The organism is Streptomyces sp. NPDC051320 (assembly GCF_040682175.1).
In the GTDB taxonomy this organism is placed as follows: Bacteria; Actinomycetota; Actinomycetes; order Streptomycetales; family Streptomycetaceae; genus Streptomyces.
This window is the reverse complement of the sequence record NZ_JBFBAL010000004.1, coordinates 361,148-383,359: the sequence shown is the minus strand read 5'-3', so window position 1 is coordinate 383,359 and position 22,212 is coordinate 361,148. Positions and strand designations below refer to the sequence as shown.

Below are 22,212 nucleotides of genomic sequence, written 5' to 3'. Positions count from 1 at the left end.
CTCCTCTTCCGTCTCACTCCGTGAGCCGGGCGGTGGCCGGGGCGTCGGGTGATGTCGGTGCGGGACCCTATCGTGGCAGGAGTGACCGGCAGGACGGGCAAGGGACGAGTACGACGGGGGACGACACGATGAGCGGGAGCGGCGAGGCGGTGGCGGAGCGCACGCACAGCGGAGCAGCGGGTGCACAGGGCGAAGCGACGGTCGCGCACAGCGAAGCGCTGGAGACTCTGCACCGGGTCTTCGGGTATGACGCCTTCCGCGGCGAGCAGGAAGCGGTCATCCAGCAGGTGCTGGACGGCGGGGACGCCGTGGTACTGATGCCGACCGGTGGCGGCAAGTCGCTCTGCTATCAGATCCCCGCCTTGGTCAGGCCCGGCACGGGCGTGGTCATCTCGCCGCTGATCGCGCTGATGCAGGACCAGGTGGACGCGCTGCGCGCGCTCGGGGTCCGGGCCGGTTTCATCAATTCCACCCAGGACCTCGACCAGCGGCGCACGGTGGAGGCCGAGCTGCTCGCCGGGGAGCTTGACCTGCTCTACCTGGCGCCGGAGCGGCTGCGGGTCGAGGCCACCGTCGCCCTGCTGGGGCGGGCCAAAATCTCGCTCTTCGCGGTCGACGAGGCGCACTGCGTGGCCCAGTGGGGACACGACTTCCGGCCCGACTACCTGGCTCTGTCGATGCTCGGCGAGCGCTGGCCCGACGTACCGAGGATCGCCCTGACGGCCACCGCCACCCGGGCCACCCACCAGGAGATCACCCAGCGGCTCGGCATGCCGCACGCCCGGCACTTCGTGGCGGGCTTCGACCGGCCCAACATCCAGTACCGGATCGTGCCGAAGAACGACCCGAAGAAGCAGCTGCTCGCCTTCCTGAAGGAGGAGCACACCGGGGACTCGGGCATCGTCTACTGCCTCTCGCGCGCGTCCGTCGACCGCACCGCCGCATTCCTCTGCGACCACGGCATCGAGGCGGTGCCCTACCACGCGGGCCTGGACGCCGGCACCCGCGCCGTGCACCAGTCGCGCTTCCTGCGCGAGGAGGGCCTGGTGGTGGTGGCGACCATCGCCTTCGGGATGGGTATCGACAAGCCGGACGTGCGGTTCGTGGCCCACCTCGACCTGCCCAAGTCGGTCGAGGGCTATTACCAGGAGACCGGTCGCGCCGGGCGCGACGGACTGCCGTCGACCGCCTGGATGACCTACGGGCTGCAGGACGTCGTCCAGCAGCGGAAGATGATCCAGGGCTCGGAGGGTGACGACACCTTCCGCCGCCGGGCAGCCGCCCATCTCGACTCGATGCTGGCGCTGTGCGAGACGGCCGGCTGCCGACGGACCCAGCTCCTCCAGTACTTCGGCCAGGAGGCGGTCACGCCCGCCTGCGGGAACTGCGACACCTGCATCAGCCCGCCGGAGACCTGGGACGGGACGGTGGCCGCGCAGAAGGTGCTCTCCACGGTGGTCCGGCTGGAGCGCGAGCGCCGGCAGAAGTTCGGGACGGGTCAGATCATCGACATCCTGCTCGGCCGCAAGACCGCCAAGGTCATCCAGTTCGACCACGACCAGCTCTCGGTCTTCGGCATCGGCGACGACCTGTCCGAGGGTCAGTGGCGGGGCGTGGTCAGGCAGTTGCTGGCCCAGAGCCTGCTGGCCGTCGAGGGTGAGTACGGCACGCTGGTGCTGACGCCGGCCAGCGGCTCGGTGCTGGCCAGGGAGCGGGAGGTCCGGCTGCGCAAGGATCCCGACAAGCCGGTGGCGGCGAGGGCCGCCAAGGGCGAGCGGAAGGCTAAGGCCGCCGCCGTGGACCTGCCGCAGGAGGCGGTCCCGGTCTTCGAGGCGCTGCGCGCCTGGCGCGGCAGGCAGGCCAAGGAGCAGGGCGTGCCGGCGTATGTGATCTTTCACGACGCGACGCTGCGGGAGATCGCCACCCTCCGGCCCGCGTCGCTCTCCGAGCTCGGCGGGATCGCGGGTCTGGGCGAGAAGAAGCTGGCGACGTACGGGGAGGGCGTGCTGGAAGTGCTGGCGGACCCTGGCGCCGCCGAACCGGCCTGAGTGGGGGAGTCCCGGACCCCCGGGAGCCCCTGAACCAGCCTGAGCGGCGGCGTCCCGGACCCCCGGGAGCCCCTGAACCGGCCGGCTCGAGCCGGGCCCCGGCCCCTGAACCGGCCCGGTCCAGGGGATGCGCCCGGCCCGGGGCCCGCTTCAGCCCCCGCCCGCCTGGTTCGACTTGTCCTGCACGACATTGCGGTGCACGGCTTGCGGCGCCCACTCCTCCCGTACGAACACCCGCATCGCCGCCCGTGAGGGCCTGCCCCCGTGGGCGATCGTCCGGGCCAGCCCGGTCGCCGCCGCGAAGCCGGCCAGCAGTCGGCTCCGGCGGTCCGGGAAGCCGGCTGCCTCCGCAGCGGCGAACCGGGACCGGGCGTGCGGAGCCCAGCTGTCCGGGCCCGCCGGGTAGCGGTGGTAAGGGAACAGACCCATGAAGCGGTGCGTCTCGCGGCGCAGCACGCCGTACTTGACCAGATGGTCCAGGTACAGGCCCTCCACCTGCCGACCGGTGCGCCGGATCCAGCTCCGGGCGCCGACGCCGCCGGCGAACCGGCGTTTGTCCGGGGCCCGCAGGGTCGCCAGCACCTGAGCGAGGAGCGGGTCGGGCGGCGTGAGCGGTTTGGTCACCTGCACACGGCCGCGCGACGCGGCGACCCGGCCCTGGAGTTCGAGTTCGGCCAGGGCCGCGCCCGCCATCCCGTACTGCAGGAAACGGTTGCGGCAGTACGGCTTGCCGCGCTGCGGGTCCAGGGCGAGCAGCAGCAGCTCCTCGGGGAGGGTCGGTTCCGCCTGGCTCATGGTGACGGCACGATCCTTCCCGTCACTTCGCCAAGAACGACCCTGGTGCCGTCCGGGCCGGGCGCCCAGGCCGCCAGAGTGACCTCGTCGCCGTCCTCCAGGAACGTCCGCTTGCCCTGTGGCAGGTCGAGCGGTTCGGTGCCGTTCCAGGTGAGTTCGAGGAGTGAGCCGCGTTGGTCCGGTTCCGGGCCGCTGACCGTTCCGGAGCCGAAGAGGTCGCCGGTACGCAGCGATGCCCCGTTGACCGTCGTGTGGGCCAGCATCTGGGCGGCCGTCCAGTACATGCCGGCGAATGGCGGCTGCGACACCTGCTGCCCGTTCACCGTCACCGACAGGAGCAGATCCAGGCCACCGGGTTCGTCGGCCGATGCGTCGTTGAGATAGGGCAGCAGCGGGAGTTCGCGGGCCGGCGGGGCGATCCGGGCCGCGTCCAGGGCTTCCAGCGGGGTCACCCAGGCCGACACCGAGGTGGCGAAGGACTTGCCGAGGAAGGGGCCGAGCGGGACGTACTCCCAGGCCTGGATATCGCGCGCGGACCAGTCGTTGAGGAGCTGGATGCCGAAGACGTGCTCGCGGAAGTCGGCCAGCGCGACCGGCCTGCCCCGCTCGGAGGGCACGCCGACGACGAAGCCGACCTCCGCCTCGATGTCGAGCTTGACCGAGGGGCCGAAGACCGGAGCCGGCTCGGACGGTGCCTTGCGCTGGCCCGCGGGACGGACCACCTCCGTGCCCGACACGACCACCGTGCCCGAGCGGCCGTGGTAACCGATCGGCAGATGTTTCCAGTTGGGAGTCAGCGGCGCCGAGTCGGGCCGGAAGATCCTACCCACGTTCGTGGCGTGGTGCTCGCTCGCGTAGAAGTCGACGTAGTCGCCGACCTCGTAGGGGAGGTGCAGCGTGACGGACGCCAGCGGATGCAGCAACGGCTCGATGTCCGCGCGGTGTGCCGGGACGGTGACCCAGGCGGTGAGCGCCCGCCGCACGTCACGCCAGGCGGTACGGCCCGCGGCGAGCAGCGGGTTGAGGGTGGGGTGGGCGAGCAGCCTGCTGTACGGAGACCCCAGCGCGAGCGCCGCCGCGCCCGCGTCCAGTACATGACCGCCTATGCGCACGCCCACCCGGCGCCGGTCGGGCTCTTCAGGGGTGGAGAAGACGCCGTAGGGCAGATTGTGCGGGCCGAAGGGATCGCCTTCGGGCAGGTCGAGCGGGCTCTGCTCGGGCATGGGTGCTGCCTCGCTTTCGGGTCCGGGTAAGGACACGTTACGTCGGCGGCGGCGGCGGTTGCGCGAGGCCCGTCACCCCGCCGCCCGCGTTCCGTCAGCCCAGTGCCCGTGCCCCGTCACCCCACTGCCCGAGCCCGGTCGCCCCGCGCTTCGTCACCCCACTGCCCGCGCCCGGTCGCCCGTGCCCCGTCACCCCGCGGTGCGCGGGATCCGCTTGGCCCAGGCCCGTTGGAACACCACGGCGTCCCCTTCCCGGCACACCACCTCGTTCGACGTGACGAAGTCCTGTGCGTCGCAGGTGATGTCCGAGTGCGTCTCGATCCGCACGTCCCAGCCCGTCTCGGGGCGGTGCAGTCTGACGGACCAGTCGGAGTGGGTGTGCGCGGACAGCGGGTCCGACTCGTGGATGGTGTAGGTGTCGAGCACGTCCTCGGTGTACTCCAGGCCGTCCGGATAGATCCGGGTGCCTCCGTAGTGCGGGTCCACCTCCAGGCGCCAGGTGCGCTCAGCCACGTCGCGGACGACCCGGCGCTGCGGCCGGTCCTTGCGGGTGTGGTCGGGGAGGATCACCGGGAGCGGCGGGGACTCCTCGGGGATGTCGAAGGTGATGCGGTCCTCGGTGACGGGCGCGCGGATCGGCAGCTCGAGGGTGGAAGCCGCGGGATCGAGGGTCCAGCCCTTCGCCGAGTCCGGCTGGGGCCAGATCCAGGGCCAGTACGCCGAGGAGACCGCGAGCCGGATGCGGTGGCCCGGCGGGAAGGTGTGGCCGATGGCGTTCAGCTCGAAGGCGACGGGTTCGGTGGTGCCGGGCTCCCAGGCATCGGAGCGGCTGCGGCTGTGCCGGGCGGAGAAGTTGAGGGCGCCGCGGGTGACCAGCGTGGACGAGCCGTCCGGCGCCACGTCGCAGAGGCGGGCGATGACCTGCCCGGTGTGCACGGTGCAGCGCAAGGTCAGATGAACCGAGGGCCGGCCCAGGATCTCGATCGGCGCCTGCCGGACCGGGAATTCGAAGCAGACGGATTTCGCGTCCTCGTCCCGCTGGTCGGGCGGCAGGTCGGATTCGTTGCCGTACGGATAGAAGCGTCCGGCGTCCAGGCCGGTGTGCTGCGGCGAGTTGACCGGCATAGGCTCGCCCTGCAGGGCGTACGAGACCGGCGTGACGTGCGGGGACGGCCAGGCCGGTTCGCCGACCCAGCGGCCCGGCAGCTCCGGATAGGTGGTGGCCGGCGGGTGCGATTCGCTGATCCAGCAGCGCAGCAGGGGCTCCGCCATCACCCCGGTCTCCTCGCCCTTCAGATGGTGGTCCCACCAGCGCAGCGTCTCCTGCAGAAAGCCGATCGCCGGGCCCGGCGGGCGGCCCTTGTCCGGGTAGTGGTGCGACCACGGCCCGATCAGGCCGCGGACCCGGGACGGTGCCAGGTGCTCCACCAGGCGCAGCACGGCGTCCCGGTAGGGGTCGTGCCAGCCGCCCACCGCCAGGACCGGCGCCCGAACGGCCGAGTAGTCCTCGCAGACGCTGCCGTGCTTCCAGTAGGCGTCCCGGGTCTGGTGGGCGAGCCAGGTGTGCAGGAAGGGGTCGACGGACTCCAGCCGGTTGAGCCACATGTCCCGCCACACCGAGCCGACCTGGGCGGGGTCCGGCGGGCGCGACACGTGGGCGAGCATCGTCGCCGCCCAGGCGTGCATGTCGATGGCCAGCACCGACCCGCCCATGTAGTGCACGTCGTTGTCGTAACGGTCGTCGGAGCAGCAGACCGCGACGACCGCCTTCAGCGGTTCCGGTGCCAGCGACGCGATCTGCAGAGAGTTGAAGCCGCCCCAGCAGATCCCGAACATGCCGACCCGGCCGGTGCACCAGGGCTGCTCGGCCAGCCACTCGACCACGGCGACCCCGTCGGCCAGCTCCTGCGCGTCGTACTCGTCGCCCGCCAGGCCGGTGGAGTTCCCGTGGCCGCGCACATCCACCCGTACGGAGGCGTAGCCGTGGCCCGCGTACCAGGGGTGCCGCTGCCAGTCCTGCGGCGCCGTCCAGTCGCTGAGCCGGTAGGGGAGGTATTCGAGCAGCGCGGGGACCGGCTCCTCGGCGATCGGCCGCCAGATCCGTGCGTACAGCTGGGTGCCGTCCGTCAGGGGGATCCACACGTCTTCGCGGCGCGTCTCGTACGGGAAGTCGGTCCGGAGGCGGAGCTCGGTTCCTGACAAATGAAATACTCCACTTCAAATCTGCTCATTTCGAACATACCGGCCGCCCTCGGTCTGTGCTCGAGATGGGCGGGCAGGCGCTCATGGTGATCGAAAGCCGACCGGATACGCTGACTTGAGTGCGGACAGCGACACATCGACAATCCGTGTGATCGTCAGCAGACAGGAGATCCCCTCGTGACCGTCGTCGGGCCGTTCGGGCTGAGCGTGCGGGACCAGGTACTTGAGGCCGATGTCCAGGCGGGATTGGCGGCCGTCGAGGCCGGGCTGCTCGACGCCACCAAGAGCGAGGTCCCTTTCATCACCGAGGCCGCGCAGCATCTGGTACGCGCCGGGGGCAAGCGCTTCCGTCCGCTCCTGGTGATGCTGGCCGCGCAGTTCGGCGATCCCTACGCACCCGGGGTCGTGCCCTCAGCCGTGGTGGTCGAGCTGACCCATCTGGCGACGCTGTACCACGACGACGTGATGGACGAGGCGGAGGTCCGGCGCGGGGTGGACAGCGCCAACGCCCGTTGGGACAACTCCGTCGCGGTCCTGACCGGCGACTTCCTCTTCGCCAGGGCCTCCCACATCCTGGCCGACCTCGGCCCCGAGGCGGTACGGATCCAGGCCGAGGCCTTCGAGCGACTGGTGACCGGTCAGATCCTGGAGACCGCGGGGCCGCAGGACGGCCGCGATCCGGTCGGGCACTACCTCGACGTGATCGCCGGCAAGACCGGCTCACTGGTCGCGGTCTCCGGGCGTTTCGGTGCGATGATGTCCGGCGCCGACGAGGGGGTCGTGGACATCCTCACCCAGTACGGCGAGCGGCTCGGCACGGCGTTCCAGCTGGCCGACGACGTGCTGGACATCGCCAGCGACGGCCATGAGTCGGGCAAGACGCCGGGTACGGACCTGCGCGAGGGCATTCCGACACTCCCGGTACTCCATCTGCGCGCCCAGGCGTCCGCCCATGCCAGGCCGGACGACCTGGCCCTGGTCGAACTGCTCGACGGAGACCTCACGGACGATGCCCGGTGTGCCGAGGCGCTGCGCCTGATGCGGAAGCATCCGGCACTGGAGCAGGCCCGTCGGGACACCGTGCGGTACGCGGAGGAGGCCAGGGCGTCACTCGCGCCGCTGCGCGCGTGCTCCGCCAAGACCGCCCTCGAGGAGCTCTGCGGTGCCGTGGTGCACCGGGTGGGCTGACGGCTGCTTGCTGACGCCCGATCGGGTGACCGTACCGACGATGCGCCGAGCGGGTGAGCCCCTACGGGACGGAGGGGCTCCGGCGGCCCGCTGTCATACCGGAGCAGTACGTGGAGTTGCTCCCGGGGGCTGACGCCTACCGGCGGGCATTTTGGTGAGATGGATAGCACCACACCCCACCAATTCGGGTGAGAATGGCGGCGCGGGGTGGACGCACGCGGACGGATCGCCGCCGACCACGGAGGTAGGGCACTTATGGCACCGAACGACAGCGCACAGGACACCGAAGAGGCGAGGGACCTGGTCGTGGGCCGCCGGAAGGCGGCGCGCTATCTCGTACCGGTCGCGGTCGCGGGGGTCGCGGCGGTGACGATCGGTCTCGTCCCGGCGCTCGCCAGCTCGGGCGACCCGAGTCTGCCGAAGATCACCGCACAGCAACTGGTCGAGAAGATCGCCGCGTCGGACACCCAGCAGCTCTCCGGCACCGTCAAGGTCAGCACGGACCTCGGTCTGCCCTCGCTCGGCGGAATGGCCGGATCGTTCCTTCCGGGCGGCGCGGGCGGCGGCGGCGACAAGGGCGGCGCGAGCGCCGCACCGGACAGCAAACTGATGGAACTCGCCTCCGGTACGCACACCTTGCGGGTGGCGGCCGACGGCCCAGACAAGCAGCGGGTTTCCATCCTGGACTCCGCCGCCGAGTACAGCGTGATCCACAACGGCGGGCAACTCTGGGCCTACGACAGCAAGTCGAACCAGGCGTACCACGAGAAGTCCGCCGAGCGGCCGGCCCGCGACACACCGAAGGCCGGTACCGACAAGCTGCCGGCCACACCGAAGGCGTTCGCCGACGAGGCGCTGAAGGCCGCCGGCCCGACCACCTCGGTGAGCATCGACGGTACGGCCCAGGTGGCGGGGCGTGATGCCTACCAGCTGCTCATCAAGCCGAAGCAGTCCGGCTCGACGATCGGTGCCATCCGGGTCGCGGTCGATGCGAAGACCGGCACCCCGCTGAGGTTCACCCTCACCCCGAGCGGGGGAGGCAAGGCCGCGATCGACGTGGGCTTCACCAAGGTCGACTTCGGTAAGCCGGCCGCATCCACCTTCACGTTCACGCCGCCCAAGGGCGCGAAGGTGACCGAGGGCGACACCCACCGGGCGCCGAAGAACGACCGGACACCCGCCGTGCCGGACGGCTTCAAGGGCCTGAACGTCATCGGCAAGGGCTGGACGTCGGTGGCGCAACTCGACACGGGCAGTGGCCAGGGGCTCGGGGCGCTGGGCTCCGGGGCCGCCGGGAAGAAGGGCGACGTGCCGGCCGCGGCGCAGGGCTTCCTCGACTCGCTCGGTGACAAGGTGAGCGGCAAGTTCGGGTCGGGCATGGTGTTCCACACCCGGCTGGTGAACGCCCTGATCACGGACGACGGGAAGGTGTTCGTGGGGACGGTGAACAAGGACGCGCTGGTGCGGGCGGCCGACGCCGCGAAGTAGCGGGGCTCCGCCCCGGACCCCGCTCCTCAATCGCCGACCGGGCTGGATTCCATCGGCGTAAGCCGCGAACCAGCCCGGCCTGGGGGTACCCCCGGACGGAGTCCGGGGGAGATTGAGGCCACCTCGACCTGAGGATCCCCATGCAGCCAGCCGCCACCGCAGAGGCGGTGATCGAGACCCACGCCCTCACCAAGCGCTTCCGCGACGGCGGGCTGGCCGTGGATCACCTCGACCTCACCGTCCCCCGGGGCAGCATCTTCGGGTTTCTCGGGCCGAACGGGTCCGGCAAGACCACCACCATCCGGATGCTGCTGGGGCTCATCGAGCCGACTTCCGGCTCGGCCCGGCTGCTGGGGCAGCCGATGCCACGCGCCGCCCGCACCGTGCTGCCCGGGGTGGGCGCGCTCATCGAGGGGCCGGCGCTGTACGGCTTTCTCTCCGGGCGCGACAACCTGATCCGCTACGACTCCGCCGACCCGGAGGCGGACCCCCGCACGCGGTGCGCCCGGGTCGATGCCGCGCTGCACCGGGTCGGGCTCGGGCCGGCCGCGGGGAAGAAGGCCAAGGCGTACTCGCTCGGGATGAAGCAGCGGCTCGGGCTGGCCGCGGCGCTGCTCCAGCCCCGGCGGCTGCTGGTGCTGGACGAGCCGACCAACGGTCTGGATCCGCAGGGCATGCGGGAGATCAGGATCCTGATCCGGGAACTCGCGGGTGACGGCACCACTGTCTTTCTCTCCTCGCACCTCCTCGACGAGATCGAACAGGTCTGCACGCACGCCGCCGTGATGGCACGGGGACGGCTGATCACTCAGGGCCCGGTGGGCGACCTGGCGACCCCCGGCCGTCTCGTGGTCACCACCCCGGATCCGGGCGAGGCGGCCAGGGTGCTCATGGAGTCGGGCGTCGGTGAGGTGATCATCGCCGACAACCGGGTCAGCGGTGAACTTCCGTCCGACGAGACCGAGCCGGCCGACCTGAACGCCGCACTCGTCAGGGCGGGCGTCCGGGTCAGGGCCTTCGGGGTCGAACGGGCCTCGCTGGAGGACGCCTTCGTGGCACTCACCGGGGAGGGATTCGATGTCGCAGGCTGAAGCTGAGTCGGAGCGTGCGGTGCCGGCGCCCGGCGCGGTGAAGCCGCGCTGGTCGCTGGGGCTGTTCCGGTCCGAGCTGACCACCACCTTCCGGCGCCGGCGGACCCTCGCCCTGCTCGCGGTGCTGGCGGCGATGCCGGTGCTCATCGGGATCGCCGTGAAGTGGCAGACCAGCAACGGCTCGACGGTGGATGGCGGCGGCGCGGGCCCCGCGTTCCTCACCCAGATCACCAACAACGGTCTGTTCCTGGTCTTCGCGGCTCTCGCGGCGACCCTGCCCGTCTTCCTGCCGATGGCGATCGGGGTCATCGCCGGGGACGCCATCGCGGGTGAGGCGAGCGCGGGCACGCTTCGCTACCTGTTGGTCGCACCGGCCGGCCGGACCCGGCTGCTGCTCGCCAAGTACACGTGCACGCTGGCCTTCTGTCTGATCGCCACCCTGGTCGTGACGGTCGCGGCGCTCGTGGTGGGTGCGCTGCTCTTCCCGCTCGGCGAGGTGACCACGATCTCCGGCACCCAGATCTCGTTTCTGGACGGGCTGGGCCGCGCTCTGCTCATCGCGGTGGTCGTGGCCGGCTCACTGATCGGGCCGGCGACGCTGGGCCTGTTCATCTCCACGCTCACGAACAGCGGTGTCGCCGCGATGGCAGCGTCGGTCGGTCTGCTGATCACCGTGCAGATCCTGGACGGTATCCCGCAGCTGCACGCGATCCAGCCCTATCTCTTCACGCATTACTGGCTGTCCTTCGCGGACCTGCTGCGCGCGCCGGTCTACTGGGACCAGGTGATCAAGAACCTCGGTCTGCAGGGGCTGTACGCGGTGGTCCTCGGTTCGGCTGCCTGGGCCCGGTTCACGGCTAAGGACATCGTGGTGTGAGGATGACGGCACCAGGACGCGCCACGAGGATCGCAGCACGGGAGGGCACGTGCCGTACCGAGAACCGTCCCCCGACGCGGCTCGACACGACACGTACCGTTTCCCCGGCGATATTGTCGGCCGTCCACCTTCTGCTGTCAACACGCTACGTATAGTCCGCCCCAGAGCTTCCGGAATAGACTACTAAGGTGCCCCTGGTCCCCAACCCGAACCCCGCGCGCCGCAGCGAGAAATCGCAGCAGGCCATCCTCGCGGCCGCGCTGGAACTCTGCGCCGAACGGGGATACGCCCGCGTCACGATCGAGGGGATCGCCGCGCGGGCCGGGGTGAGCAAGAAAACGATCTACCGGTGGTGGCCCTCGAAGGGCGCGCTGCTGCTGGAGGCGGTGGACAACGCTGTCATCCGGACCAAGCCGTTTCCCGACACGGGGGATCTGGCGGCGGATCTGCTGGCCCAGATGACCGCCGTGGTGCGGTTGCTCGCCCACCCACCGCTGGGCCCGGCCTACGCCGGGATCCTCACCGAGCTCCAGTACGACGATGAACTGGCCAGAGCTGTCCAGGAGCAGTTCATCGGGCCGCGGCTCGAGTCGTGCTCGGCACGCCTGCGCAGCGCGCAGGCGCAGGGCGCGCTCCCCGCCGACGCCGATCTGGCGATGGCGGTGGAGCTGCTCTACGGGCCCCTCTACTACCGCCACACCCTGCGCAGGCAACCACACGATCCGGACAGGATCGCCGAACTGATCGCGCATGTGCTGCGGGCGCTGGGCGCCACCTGACTCCGTCTCAGCCGGCCGGCTCGGTGCTGGGCGGGTTCGCGCCGGCGGGGTCCGTGCGCGTGGTATCCGTGGGCGCGGGCGCCCCTGTGTTCCGTGCCTCGGTCTTCAGCCGTACCGCCTCGGCCCGCGTCCGGTGCGCGTTCCGCAGCGCGTCCCAGGTGAGTACGGTCAGCGCCAGCCACACCAGCGAGAAGCCCGCCCACCGCTCCGGTGGCATCGCCTCGTGGAAGTACACGATGCCCAGTCCGAACTGGAACACCGGCGTCAGGAACTGCAGCAGGCCCATCGTGGACAGCGGCACCCGGATCGCGGCCGCTCCGAAGAGGACCAGCGGGATGGCGGTGACCAGCCCGGTCGACGCGAGGAGCGCACCGTGCGCCGGGGTGCCGAAGGTGGCGTCACCGTGCGCTGCGAGGAAGAGCAGATAGCCGAGGGCGGGGAGGAACTGGACGGCCGTTTCGGCCGCCAGCGACTCGAGACCGCCGAGGTTGACCTTCTTCTTGACCAGTCCGTAGGTCGCGAAGGAGAAGGCCAGCATCAGCGAGATCCACGGCGGCTTGCCGTATCCGATGGCCAGCACCAGCACGGCGGCGACACCGGTGCCGACGGCCGCCCACTGGGCGGGGCGCAGCCGCTCGCCGAGCAGCAGGACGCCCATCGCGATGGTGACCAGCGGGTTGATGAAGTAGCCGAGCGAGGCCTCGACGACCTGGCCGTCGTTCACCGCCCAGATGTAGCCACCCCAGTTGATGCTGATGACCACCGCGGCCACCGCGACCAGTCCCAGCCTGCGCGGAGTGCGCACCAGTTCGCCGATCCAGGCCCAGCGGCGCATGACCAGCAGGGCGATCAGCACGATCCCCAGCGACCACACCATGCGGTGGGCGAGGATCTCGATGGCGCCGGACGGTTTGAGCAGCGGCCAGAACATCGGGACGAGCCCCCACATCACGTAGGCGGCCATGCCGTTCAGGAACCCTGCCCGCTCGCCGGTCACCTTCACGGGCCCTCCCTGCATCTCGTCCGACAACCAGACGAAGGTAACGGCAGAGAGGGGCGGCTGTCATGTCCGTATCGCTGCACGGTCATGACCGGTCATGACCGTGCAGCGCGGGGATGGAGCGGTCAGGCGAGGGCGTCCGCGATGGTGGCGGCGATCGGGGTGGTGGGGCGGTCGATGAGTGCGGCCAGATCGCCGCTGGTGCCGGCCAGCAGGCCGCGCCCGATGGCGGAGTCCACGTCCACCAGGATCGCCGCGAAGGCCTCCGGCAGACCGGCGCCGACCAGGATCTCCTGGTGCACGGCGGCCGGGACCTCGGTGTACGTGATGTCCTTGCCGGTGGCCTTCGCGACCTCGGCGGCGTATTCGGCGAACGACCAGGCGGTGTCGCCGCTCAGCTCGTACGCCTTGCCGAGGTGGCCGTCCGAGACCAGTACGGCGGCCGCCGCGGCCGCGTAGTCGGCGCGGGCAGCGGAGGAGACCCGTCCCCCGCCCGCGTTGGCGACCACCGCGCCGTGCTCGAGGACCGGGGCGAGGTTGGCGGTGTAGTTCTCGCTGTACCAGCCGTTGCGAAGGAACGTGTAGGGCAGTCCGGAGTCGAGGATCAGCTGCTCGGTCACCTTGTGCTCGGCGGCCAGCTGGAAGTCGGCGTCCGGGCCGCCCAGTATGCCGGTGTACGCGAGCTGGGCGACGCCCGCCGCCTTTGCCGCCTCGATCACCGCGGTGTGCTGCGGGACGCGGCGCCCCACCTCGCTGGCCGATATCAGCAGCACCCGGTCGCCGGCCCGGAAGGCACCGGCCAGGGTGGCGGGCTCGTCGTAGTCGGCGATCCTCAGCTCGACGCCGCGCGCCGCGAGCTCCGCGGCCTTCTCCTTGTTGCGGACGAGTGCGGCGACCTGGTCGGCGGGGACCTTGCTCAGCAGCTCGTCGATGACGAGCCGGCCAAGAGCTCCGGTGGCTCCGGTGACGACGATACCCATGGTTCTTCTCCCTGCGGATGTTCTCTGTACGGTCCGGAACCACTCTAGAGAGAGCGCTAACCAAACGAAAGTACCCACTTTGAAGTAAGGTACTGGCATGGCCGTAATCCAGCAGAAGCCCGACGTCAACCGTCCGATGTGCCCCTCGCGGCTGGTCCTGGAGCATGTCACCAGCCGCTGGGGCGTGTTGGTGCTCGCGGCCCTGCTGGAGCGCTCGTACCGCTTCAGCGAGCTGCGCCGTGAGATCGGCGGGGTCAGCGAGAAGATGCTCACCCAGACGCTGCGGACGCTGGAGCGCGACGGTTTCGTGGCGCGTGACGCCCGACCGGTGATCCCGCCGCGGGTGGATTACACCCTGACCGCGTTGGGGCGGGAGGCCGCCGAGCAGGTCTGGGGGCTGGCGCGCTGGACCGAGCGGCGGCTCGACGAGGTGCTCACGGCGCGCGAGACATACGACGAGGCCCGGCCCTGACAACAGCAGGACCGGGCTCCGGGTGCGGTACTGGTTCCTGTCCGGCCGGTCTTCGCCGGACAGCGCCTAGCCGGCGACCGTCCAGGTGTCGCCGCCGGCGAGCAGGGCGGCGAGGTCACCCTTGCCGTTCTGCTCGACGGCGGTCTCCAGCTGGTCGGCCATCAGGGTGTCGTAGACCGGCCGTTCGACATCGCGCAGCACCCCGATGGGGGTGTGGTGCAGGGTGTCGGCGTCGGCGAGGCGGGAGAGCGCGAAGGCGGTGGTCGGGGACGCGGTGTGGGCGTCGTGGACCAGGATCCGTGCTTCGTTCTCCGGCGTGACGGCGACGACTTCCAGGTCGCCGGTGGCCGGGTCACGGACGACGCCCTTCGGCGCGCTCTCGCTGCCGAAGCGGATCGGCTGTCCGTGTTCGAGGCGGATCACCGCCTCCTCGGCTTGGTCTTTGTCCTTGAGGGCTTCGAAGGCGCCGTCGTTGAAGATGTTGCAGTTCTGGTAGATCTCCACCAGCGCCGTGCCGGGGTGGTCGGCGGCGGCGCGCAGCACGCTGGTGAGGTGCTTGCGGTCGGAGTCGACGGTGCGGGCCACGAAGGACGCTTCGGCGCCGAGGGCCAGCGAGACCGGGTTGAACGGTGAGTCGAGCGAGCCCATCGGCGTCGACTTGGTGATCTTGCCGAGCTCGGAGGTGGGGGAGTACTGGCCCTTGGTCAGCCCGTAGATCCGGTTGTTGAACAGCAGGATCTTGAGGTTGACGTTGCGGCGCAGCGCGTGGATGAGGTGGTTGCCGCCGATGGACAGCGCGTCGCCGTCACCGGTGACGACCCACACGGAGAGGTCCCGCCGGGAGGAGGCGAGTCCGGTGGCGATGGCCGGGGCGCGGCCGTGGATGGAGTGCATCCCGTAGGTGTTCATGTAGTACGGGAAGCGGGAGGAGCAGCCGATCCCGGAGACGAAGACGATGTTCTCCTTCGCCAGGCCGAGTTCGGGCATGAATCCCTGCACGGCGGCGAGCACGGCGTAGTCGCCGCAGCCGGGGCACCAGCGGACTTCCTGATCGGACTTGAAGTCCTTCATGGACTGCTTGGCCTCGGCCTTGGGGACCAGCTTCAGGGACTCAGGCATCGTTGGCCTCCTTGAGGACGTCTGCGAGCTGCTCGGCCTTGAACGGCATCCCGTTGACCTGGTTGTAGGAGATCGCGTCGACCAGGTACTTGGCCCGGATCAGCGAGGCGAGCTGGCCGAGGTTCATCTCCGGCACCACCACCTTGTCGTACCGGGCGAGGACCTCCCGCAGGTTGCCGGGGAAGGGGTTGAGGTGCCGCAGATGGGCCTGTGCGATGGGTGTGCCCGCGGCGCGCAGCCGCCGGACGGCCGCGGTGATCGGGCCGTAGGTGGAGCCCCAGCCCAGCACCAGGGTGCGCGCGTTACCGTGAGGGTCGTCGACGTCGATGTCGGGGACCTGGATACCGTCGATCTTGGCCTGGCGGGTGCGGACCATGAAGTCGTGGTTGGCCGGGTCGTAGGAGATGTTGCCGGTGCCGTCCTGCTTCTCGATGCCGCCGATACGGTGCTCGAGCCCCGGGGTGCCGGGTACCGCCCAGGGGCGGGCGAGGGTCTCGGGGTCCCGCTTGTAGGGGTGGTAGACCTCGGTGCCGTCAGCCAGCTCGTGGTTGGGCCCGGTGGCGAACTGCACCCGCAGGTCGGGGAGTTCGTCGATCTCCGGGATCCGCCACGGCTCCGAGCCGTTGGCGAGGTAGCCGTCGGAGAGCAGGAAGACCGGGGTCCGGTAGGTGAGGGCGATCCGGGCCGCGTCCATGGCGGCGTCGAAGCAGTCGGCCGGGGTCCTCGGAGCGATCACCGGGACCGGGGCCTCGCCGTTCCGCCCGTACATGGCCTGCAGCAGGTCGGCCTGTTCGGTCTTGGTGGGCAGACCGGTCGAGGGTCCGCCGCGCTGGATGTCGACGACCAGCAGCGGCAGCTCCAGGGACACCGCCAGGCCGATGGTCTCCGACTTGAGTGCCACTCCGGGGCCCGAGGTGGTGGTCACGGCCAGTGAACCGCCGAAGGCCGCGCCGAGCGCAGCGCCGATCCCGGCGATCTCGTCCTCTGCCTGGAAGGTGCGCACGCCGAAGTTCTTGTGCCGGGACAGCTCGTGCAGGATGTCGGAGGCCGGGGTGATCGGGTACGAGCCGAGGTAGAGCGGCAGGTCGGCCTGGAGGCTCGCGGCGATCAGGCCGTAGGACAGTGCCAGGTTCCCGGAGATGTTGCGGTAGGTCCCGGTGGGGAACGCCGCGGTCGCGGGTTCCACCTCGTAGCTGACCGCGAAGTCCTCGGTGGTCTCGCCGAAGTTCCATCCGGCGCGGAAGGCCGCGACGTTCGCCTCGGCGATCTGCGGCTTCTTGGCGAACTTCGTCCGCAGGAAGTGCTCGGTGCCCTCGGTGGGACGGTGGTACATCCACGACAGCAGCCCGAGCGCGAACATGTTCTTGCTCCGCTCGGCCTCCTTGCGGGGCAGCCCGAACTCCTTCAGCGCCTCGATCGTCAGCGTCGTCAGCGGCACCGGGTGGACCTGGTACGCCTCCAGCGAACCGTCCTCCAGCGGCGACGTCTGATAGCCGACTTTCGCCATCGGACGCTTGGTGAACTCATCGGTGTTCACGATGATGTCCGCCCCGCGGGGCACATCGCCGAGGTTCGCCTTGAGCGCCGCCGGGTTCATCGCCACCAGCACGTTCGGCGCGTCACCCGGCGTCAGGATGTCGTGGTCCGCGAAGTGCAGCTGGAACGACGAAACACCCGGCAGGGTGCCTGCGGGGGCGCGGATCTCGGCGGGGAAGTTCGGCAGCGTCGACAGGTCGTTCCCGAACGACGCCGTCTCCGAGGTGAAACGGTCCCCGGTGAGCTGCATCCCGTCACCCGAGTCACCGGCGAACCGGATGATCACCCGGTTGAGACGGCGTACCTCTTTGGCCTCGGCTTGCTGCGGGTGCGGCGGATTCTCCGCCAGTGGGTCATTCACAAGCGGGGCGCGCTGGTCCCCGACTGCGGCCTCATCGGCTCCGTCGGCCTGCTCGGCTGGGCTACTGACCTGGCTGGTCACTGAACTGGACCTCCCTCGAGGCGGCTGCTCCGACGCGCCCGGCCCGCCGGGCACACCGGGACCACCCTACGTCGGTAAGGGTGGCCTTCCCGGGAAGGCTCATATGCTGGACGACTTTTTGAGACGCTTTATTGCCCGCTTTTGTCACGTTTTCGCTACCCCCCGTTGTTCCATGACGACTCAGTGAGGTCGCTGTGTGCCCGCCCGGGCGCGCGCCCGAGCCGCACGTCGGCGGCCGGACGGCCCCCTGCCGTCACGGTGCCGGGGCTTCAGGAGTTCAAGTAGGTCAGTACCGCGAGCACCCGACGGTGATCCCCGTCACTCGGGGAGAGCCCGAGCTTCAGGAAGATGTTGCTGACGTGCTTCTCGACCGCCCCGTCGCTCACCACCAGCTGCCGGGCGACCGCGGAGTTGGTACGGCCCTCGGCCATCAGCCCCAGCACCTCCCGCTCGCGCGGCGTCAGCCCGGCCAGTACGTCCTGCTTGCGGCTGCGGCCCAGCAGCTGTGCCACCACCTCCGGGTCGAGCGCCGTCCCGCCCTGGGCGACCCGGACCACGGCATCGACGAACTCCCGGACCTCGGCGACCCGGTCCTTCAGCAGATAGCCGACGCCCCGGCTGGACCCGGCCAGCAGTTCGGTCGCGTACTGCTCCTCGACGTACTGCGAAAGGACCAGCACCCCGATCCCCGGGTACTCCTTGCGCAGCCGTACGGCCGCCCGGACGCCCTCGTCGGTGTGGGTCGGCGGCATCCGTACGTCCGCGACCACCACATCCGGCAGGGCGGCCTCCGCCGCCAGGTCCTGGATCGTTTTGATCAGCGCATCCGCGTCCCCGACGCCGGCGACGACGTCGTGACCGAGGTCGGTCAGCAACCGGGTCAGGCCCTCCCGAAGCAGCACTGAATCCTCGGCGATGACCACCCGCACTCTGTCCTCCACGACTTGGAAGCCCCCGTTTTCCCTAGTTCCCGCCCCGTCCGTCCCAGCATCCCAGCTCCGGGCGCCGAGTGGGCGGCGCGAGGGCAAGTAACGGGTACGACTTGCCTCGCGGCGGTGCCGATCAGTCGCGCCAGGGCAGCTCGGCCGTCACCGTGGTCGGCCCACCGACCGGCGAGTCCACCACCAGCAGCCCGTCCACCGCGTCCAGCCGCTCGGCGAGCCCGGCCAGCCCGCTGCCCGCCGTGGTGTCCGCGCCACCTGCTCCGTCGTCGGCGACCTGCAGCATGATCCGGTTCTCCACCCGCCAGACGTCCACGCTCGCGCGGGTCGCCCGGGCATGTTTGCTGACGTTCTGCAGCAGTTCCGACACGGTGAAGTACGCGATGCCCTCGATGGCCGCGGCCGGCCTGGCCGGCAGATCCACCTCGACCTGCACCGGCACCGTGCAGCGGGAGGCCACCGCCGAGAGCGCGGCGTCCAGACCACGGTCGGTCAGCACGGCGGGATGGATGCCGCGGGCCAGATCGCGCAGCTCCTGCAGGGCGATCTTCACCTCGCCGTGCGCCTCGTCGACCATCCGGGCGGCCGCCTCCGGATCGGCCGTCAGCTTCTCCTTGGCGAGCCCGAGGTCCATCGCGAGAGCGACCAGCCGGGCCTGCGCCCCGTCGTGCAGATCGCGCTCGATCCGCCGCAGATCGGCTGCCGCGGTGTCCACCACCACCCCGCGGTCGGACTCCAGCTCGGTCACCCGGGTGTCCAGCCGAGAAGGACCGAGCAGCCCGATGACCAGCAGCCGGTCGACGGAGCTGAGACCCCGGATCACCCACGGGGTCGCCAGGACGAGCAGCAGACCGGACAGGCTGGTCAGGGTGATCTCGAAGGGATTGTCCAGATAGATGCGGTGCGAGGTGTCCCCGTACAGCTGGAGACCACCCTGGCCGGTGTACCGGGGGAAGACCCACTGCCACAGCGGGTAGGTGAACATCGCCCAGCCGTACAACCAGAGGGGCAGCGAGACGCAGAAAGCGAAGACGGCCCACGGGAAGTGCACCAGCGAATAGACCAGATGACGCCAGGAAGCCCCGCTCTTCAGCACCGCGCCCACCCACGGCAGCAGACCGGCGGTGCGTGCGCGCACCGGGGCGGGGGCCGCGACGTCCACCCGCAGCAGCGCCCGGGCCCGGGCCCGCTCCATCGCCCCGAAACCGCGGCACATCGCGAGACCCGCGGCCAGCACCGGGATACCGAGGAAGGTGATCACCAGGCCGACGCCCACCGAGAACAAGGTGATCCCGAAGGTGAAGAGCACGATGCTGAGCGGCAGCGACAGCATCAGGTAGCCGAACTCGCGCCAGGTGCGGCCCTCGAACGGTGCGCGTAGCGCCGCGGGCATCCGGTGGTCCCGCGTTCGCATGCCGTAATCCGTGGCCATGGCGTCGTCCGTTTCTGCTCGGCTGGCTGATCGCGTCGTCTGCGTACGCCGTGCTGCGTACGTCGTGTGTGTACGCCATGTGTCCGGTCGTACAGGTCCATCGTGCTGGGCAGGGCGGACGGCGGCCATGAGGCGCAGCACCGTCTTCGACCGGGGGTTTTCCCCACCCCCGAGCTGCTCCGGCGGGCCGCCCGGCTCAGTCGCGGTCCCGCCAGGGCAGCTCGGCCGTCACCGTGGTCGGCCCGCCGACGGGGGAGTCGAGCACGAAGAGACCGTCCACCGCGCCCAGCCGGTCGGCCAGCCCCGCCATGCCGGTACCGGCGTCGAGGCTCGCCCCGCCCCGCCCGTCGTCGTGGACCTGGATCAGCAGCCGGTCGGCGGACCGCCACACCTCCACCGAGGCGGAACGCGCCTGAGCGTGCTTGCTGATGTTCTGCAGCAGCTCGGAGACCGTGAAGTAGGCGATGCCCTCGATGGCCTGGGCCGGCCGCTCGGCCAGATCGACATGGACCTTCACCGGCGCCGTGCAGCGCGAGGCGATCGAGGAGAGCGCCGCGTCCAGACCGCGGTCGGTCAGCACGGCGGGATGGATGCCCCGGGCCAGATCGCGCAGCTCCTGCAGGGCCAGCTTCACCTCGCCGTGCGCCTCGCCGACCATCACCGCCGCCGCGTCCGGATCCTCGAGCAGCTTCTCCTTCGCCAGCCCGAGCCCCATGGCCAGCGCCACCAGCCGGGCCTGCGCTCCGTCGTGCAGATCGCGCTCGATCCGCCGCAGATCGGCTGCCGCGGTATCCACCACCACCCCGCGGTCCGACTCCAGCTCCGCGATCCTGCGCTCCAGCTCGTCGGACGGGGAGAGCAGGCCGCGCACCATCGCCCGGTCGGCATTGGTCAGCCCCCGCGCGATGTACGGCAGGACCGGCCACAGCACGAAGAGGCTGGGCAGCACCAGGGAGAAGGTCAGCACCCCCCACGGCAGCCGGATGAACTCGTACAGCACCGTCCGCCAGCCCACCGGGTCCTTCAGGCTCATCCACAGCCGTGACAGCAGGTTGCCGTCGCGCCTGACGGCCAAGGGGCTCGGCTCATCGACCCGTACGCCGAGGAGGGCCCGCGCGCGGGCCCGCTCCAGCTTGCCGAGCTGCCGCGCACCCAGCAGCCCGGCCGCGAGCAGCGGCAGCCCGATCACGGTGACCGCAAGGCCGCTCCCCACCGCAACCATGAACACCACGTAAACAAATCCGAGGATCGCCGCAGGTAGATTGGACAGCAGATGGGCGATCTCCTTCCAGGTGTGCCGGTCGAAGGCGAAGCGCACGGGCGGCAGCTGCTCGGAGTCGAGCCGGCGGGAGTTGGTCGCGGTCATACGGCCAAGCCTGCCGGTCCGGGGCCGCGGATGCCATGGGGCAGCTGGGTGGGACGAAGTAGGGATAACCCCACCCCGCGCCGGGCCCCGTGGCGTACTCGATGCCGGATGCGGCTGCTTACCGAGTCTTTAACAGGGCCTAGACTCCCGTGCGTACAGATCGTCGAATGTGGCGGATGTGACGGACGAGGCAGCTGACAGGGCGCAGGGAGCGAGGAGGCGGACGTGCCGGGACCGACCGTTCTCGCGGCGGAACGAGCAGCGGAACAAGCGGCGGATCACACGGGTTGCTTCCACACGTATGCGGTGGTCGGGGTGCTCGCGGTCGTCGGTGTGCTGTTCGTCGCCGTGGCCTTCGGAGCCGGCCGGCTACTGCGGCCCGTGGTGCCGACCCCGGAGAAACTGCTGACCTACGAGTGCGGAGTCGACCCCGTCGGCGAGGGCTGGGCCCACACCCAGGTCCGCTACTACGTGTACGGCTTCCTCTACGTGATCTTCGCCGTCGACTCGATCTTCCTCTTCCCGTGGGCGACGGTCTTCGCCGCCGACGGCTATGGGGCGACCACGCTGGTGGAGATGTTCATCTTCCTCGGCTTCCTGGCCGTGGGACTCCTCTACGCATGGAAGAAGGGAGTCCTCGAATGGACGTGACGACCCCCGCCACCCCCGAGTTCCTGCCCGAACCGCGCCGTCTGGGCGTGCTCTCCCGGCTGGCCCCCGAACCCATGAAGGTGGTCCTCAACTGGGGGCGCCGCTACAGCCTGTGGGTCTTCAACTTCGGTCTCGCCTGCTGCGCGATCGAGTTCATCGCCGCCTCGATGGCCCGCCACGACTTCATCCGGCTCGGCGTGATCCCATTCGCACCGGGGCCGCGCCAGGCCGACCTGATGATCGTGTCCGGCACCGTCACCGACAAGATGGCGCCCGCGGTCAAGCGGCTGTACGAGCAGATGCCCGAGCCCAAGTACGTCATCTCCTTCGGCGCCTGCTCCAACTGCGGCGGTCCCTACTGGGACTCGTACGCGGTGACCAAGGGCGTCGACCAGATCATCCCGGTCGACGTCTACGTCCCCGGCTGCCCGCCGCGCCCCGAGGCGCTGCTCCAGGGCATCCTGAAACTCCAGGAGAAGATCGCCCGCGAGTCGCTGGGCGAGCGCTACGCCACTCCGTCCGCCGCCCAGCTGACCAGTGGCCTCGTCACCCCGCCGCCGGCGCCGGGAACCGGGCGGTGAC

19 protein-coding genes are annotated in these 22,212 nt (G+C 70.4%); 9 read left to right on the top strand and 10 right to left on the bottom strand.

The window, feature by feature from the left end; genetic code table 11:
* Positions 1–128: 128 nt before the first annotated feature.
* On the top strand, positions 129–2,048 hold the full coding sequence (gene recQ / locus AB0M87_RS12150; RefSeq protein WP_365851839.1) for a DNA helicase RecQ: 1,920 nt from the start codon (positions 129–131) through the stop codon (positions 2,046–2,048).
* Positions 2,049–2,198: 150 nt separating this feature from the next.
* On the opposite strand, the gene AB0M87_RS12145 is transcribed toward recQ, so the two are convergent.
* From AB0M87_RS12145 to AB0M87_RS12135, 3 genes are all read right to left on the bottom strand, one after another.
* Positions 2,199–2,843 (bottom strand): GPP34 family phosphoprotein, encoded by a 645-nt coding sequence (locus AB0M87_RS12145; RefSeq protein WP_365851838.1) that lies wholly within the window; start codon positions 2,841–2,843, stop codon positions 2,199–2,201.
* The gene (gene fahA / locus AB0M87_RS12140; protein ID WP_365851837.1) at positions 2,840–4,066 is read right to left on the bottom strand and encodes a fumarylacetoacetase; all 1,227 of its coding nucleotides are present in this window, start codon (positions 4,064–4,066) and stop codon (positions 2,840–2,842) included. Before fahA ends, AB0M87_RS12145 begins: the two co-directional genes overlap by 4 nt.
* Before the next feature lie 189 nt (positions 4,067–4,255).
* Complete coding sequence (locus tag AB0M87_RS12135; protein ID WP_365851836.1) at positions 4,256–6,268, bottom strand: CocE/NonD family hydrolase; 2,013 nt, start codon at positions 6,266–6,268, stop codon at positions 4,256–4,258.
* Positions 6,269–6,445: 177 nt separating this feature from the next.
* On the opposite strand from AB0M87_RS12135, the gene AB0M87_RS12130 reads away from it, so the two are divergent.
* From AB0M87_RS12130 to AB0M87_RS12110, 5 genes are all read left to right on the top strand, one after another.
* Positions 6,446–7,456: a polyprenyl synthetase family protein gene (locus tag AB0M87_RS12130; protein WP_365851835.1), complete on the top strand. Its 1,011-nt coding sequence runs from the start codon at positions 6,446–6,448 to the stop codon at positions 7,454–7,456.
* A 255-nt stretch (positions 7,457–7,711) separates the two neighbouring features.
* The gene (locus AB0M87_RS12125; protein WP_365851834.1) at positions 7,712–8,944 is read left to right on the top strand and encodes a DUF2092 domain-containing protein; all 1,233 of its coding nucleotides are present in this window, start codon (positions 7,712–7,714) and stop codon (positions 8,942–8,944) included.
* 140 nt (positions 8,945–9,084) lie between these two features.
* On the top strand, positions 9,085–10,035 hold the full coding sequence (locus AB0M87_RS12120) for an ABC transporter ATP-binding protein (protein WP_365851833.1): 951 nt from the start codon (positions 9,085–9,087) through the stop codon (positions 10,033–10,035).
* Complete coding sequence (locus AB0M87_RS12115) at positions 10,022–10,912, top strand: ABC transporter permease subunit (RefSeq protein WP_365851832.1); 891 nt, start codon at positions 10,022–10,024, stop codon at positions 10,910–10,912. Before AB0M87_RS12120 ends, AB0M87_RS12115 begins: the two co-directional genes overlap by 14 nt.
* Before the next feature lie 194 nt (positions 10,913–11,106).
* Positions 11,107–11,691 carry a TetR/AcrR family transcriptional regulator gene (locus AB0M87_RS12110; RefSeq protein ID WP_365851961.1) on the top strand — a complete coding sequence of 195 codons (585 nt, stop codon included), beginning with the start codon at positions 11,107–11,109 and terminating at the stop codon, positions 11,689–11,691.
* A 7-nt stretch (positions 11,692–11,698) separates the two neighbouring features.
* Here AB0M87_RS12110 and rarD read toward each other — a convergent pair whose 3' ends face one another.
* Both rarD and AB0M87_RS12100 read right to left on the bottom strand, forming a co-directional pair.
* Positions 11,699–12,694: an EamA family transporter RarD gene (rarD, locus tag AB0M87_RS12105; protein ID WP_365851831.1), complete on the bottom strand. Its 996-nt coding sequence runs from the start codon at positions 12,692–12,694 to the stop codon at positions 11,699–11,701.
* A 122-nt stretch (positions 12,695–12,816) separates the two neighbouring features.
* Complete coding sequence (locus AB0M87_RS12100; RefSeq protein WP_365851830.1) at positions 12,817–13,671, bottom strand: SDR family oxidoreductase; 855 nt, start codon at positions 13,669–13,671, stop codon at positions 12,817–12,819.
* Positions 13,672–13,768: 97 nt separating this feature from the next.
* Between AB0M87_RS12100 and AB0M87_RS12095 the strand changes: the two genes are divergently transcribed.
* Entirely contained in the window at positions 13,769–14,143 is a 375-nt protein-coding gene (locus tag AB0M87_RS12095; RefSeq protein ID WP_365851828.1) for a helix-turn-helix domain-containing protein, read from the top strand.
* Between the two features lie 66 nt (positions 14,144–14,209).
* Here the strand turns inward: AB0M87_RS12095 and AB0M87_RS12090 are convergent, their stop codons facing one another.
* The 5 genes from AB0M87_RS12090 to AB0M87_RS12070 form a co-directional block, all read right to left on the bottom strand.
* A complete protein-coding gene (locus tag AB0M87_RS12090; protein ID WP_365851827.1) occupies positions 14,210–15,262 on the bottom strand; it encodes a 2-oxoacid:ferredoxin oxidoreductase subunit beta in 1,053 nt (350 codons plus the stop codon).
* On the bottom strand, positions 15,255–17,240 hold the full coding sequence (locus AB0M87_RS12085; RefSeq protein ID WP_365851826.1) for a 2-oxoacid:acceptor oxidoreductase subunit alpha: 1,986 nt from the start codon (positions 17,238–17,240) through the stop codon (positions 15,255–15,257). The genes AB0M87_RS12090 and AB0M87_RS12085 overlap by 8 nt, the downstream gene beginning before the upstream one ends.
* Before the next feature lie 269 nt (positions 17,241–17,509).
* Entirely contained in the window at positions 17,510–18,169 is a 660-nt protein-coding gene (locus tag AB0M87_RS12080) for a response regulator transcription factor (RefSeq protein WP_365851960.1), read from the bottom strand.
* 133 nt (positions 18,170–18,302) lie between these two features.
* Positions 18,303–19,613 (bottom strand): sensor domain-containing protein, encoded by a 1,311-nt coding sequence (locus AB0M87_RS12075; protein WP_365851825.1) that lies wholly within the window; start codon positions 19,611–19,613, stop codon positions 18,303–18,305.
* A 196-nt stretch (positions 19,614–19,809) separates the two neighbouring features.
* Positions 19,810–20,979 (bottom strand): sensor domain-containing protein, encoded by a 1,170-nt coding sequence (locus AB0M87_RS12070; RefSeq protein WP_365851824.1) that lies wholly within the window; start codon positions 20,977–20,979, stop codon positions 19,810–19,812.
* A 225-nt stretch (positions 20,980–21,204) separates the two neighbouring features.
* Between AB0M87_RS12070 and AB0M87_RS12065 the strand changes: the two genes are divergently transcribed.
* Together AB0M87_RS12065 and AB0M87_RS12060 are read left to right on the top strand one after the other, a co-directional pair.
* Positions 21,205–21,630, top strand: a complete 426-nt coding sequence (locus tag AB0M87_RS12065; protein WP_365851823.1) for an NADH-quinone oxidoreductase subunit A — start codon at positions 21,205–21,207, stop codon at positions 21,628–21,630.
* Positions 21,621–22,211 (top strand): NADH-quinone oxidoreductase subunit B family protein, encoded by a 591-nt coding sequence (locus AB0M87_RS12060; RefSeq protein WP_365851822.1) that lies wholly within the window; start codon positions 21,621–21,623, stop codon positions 22,209–22,211. Before AB0M87_RS12065 ends, AB0M87_RS12060 begins: the two co-directional genes overlap by 10 nt.
* The last annotated feature ends 1 nt before the right edge of the window (position 22,212 follow it).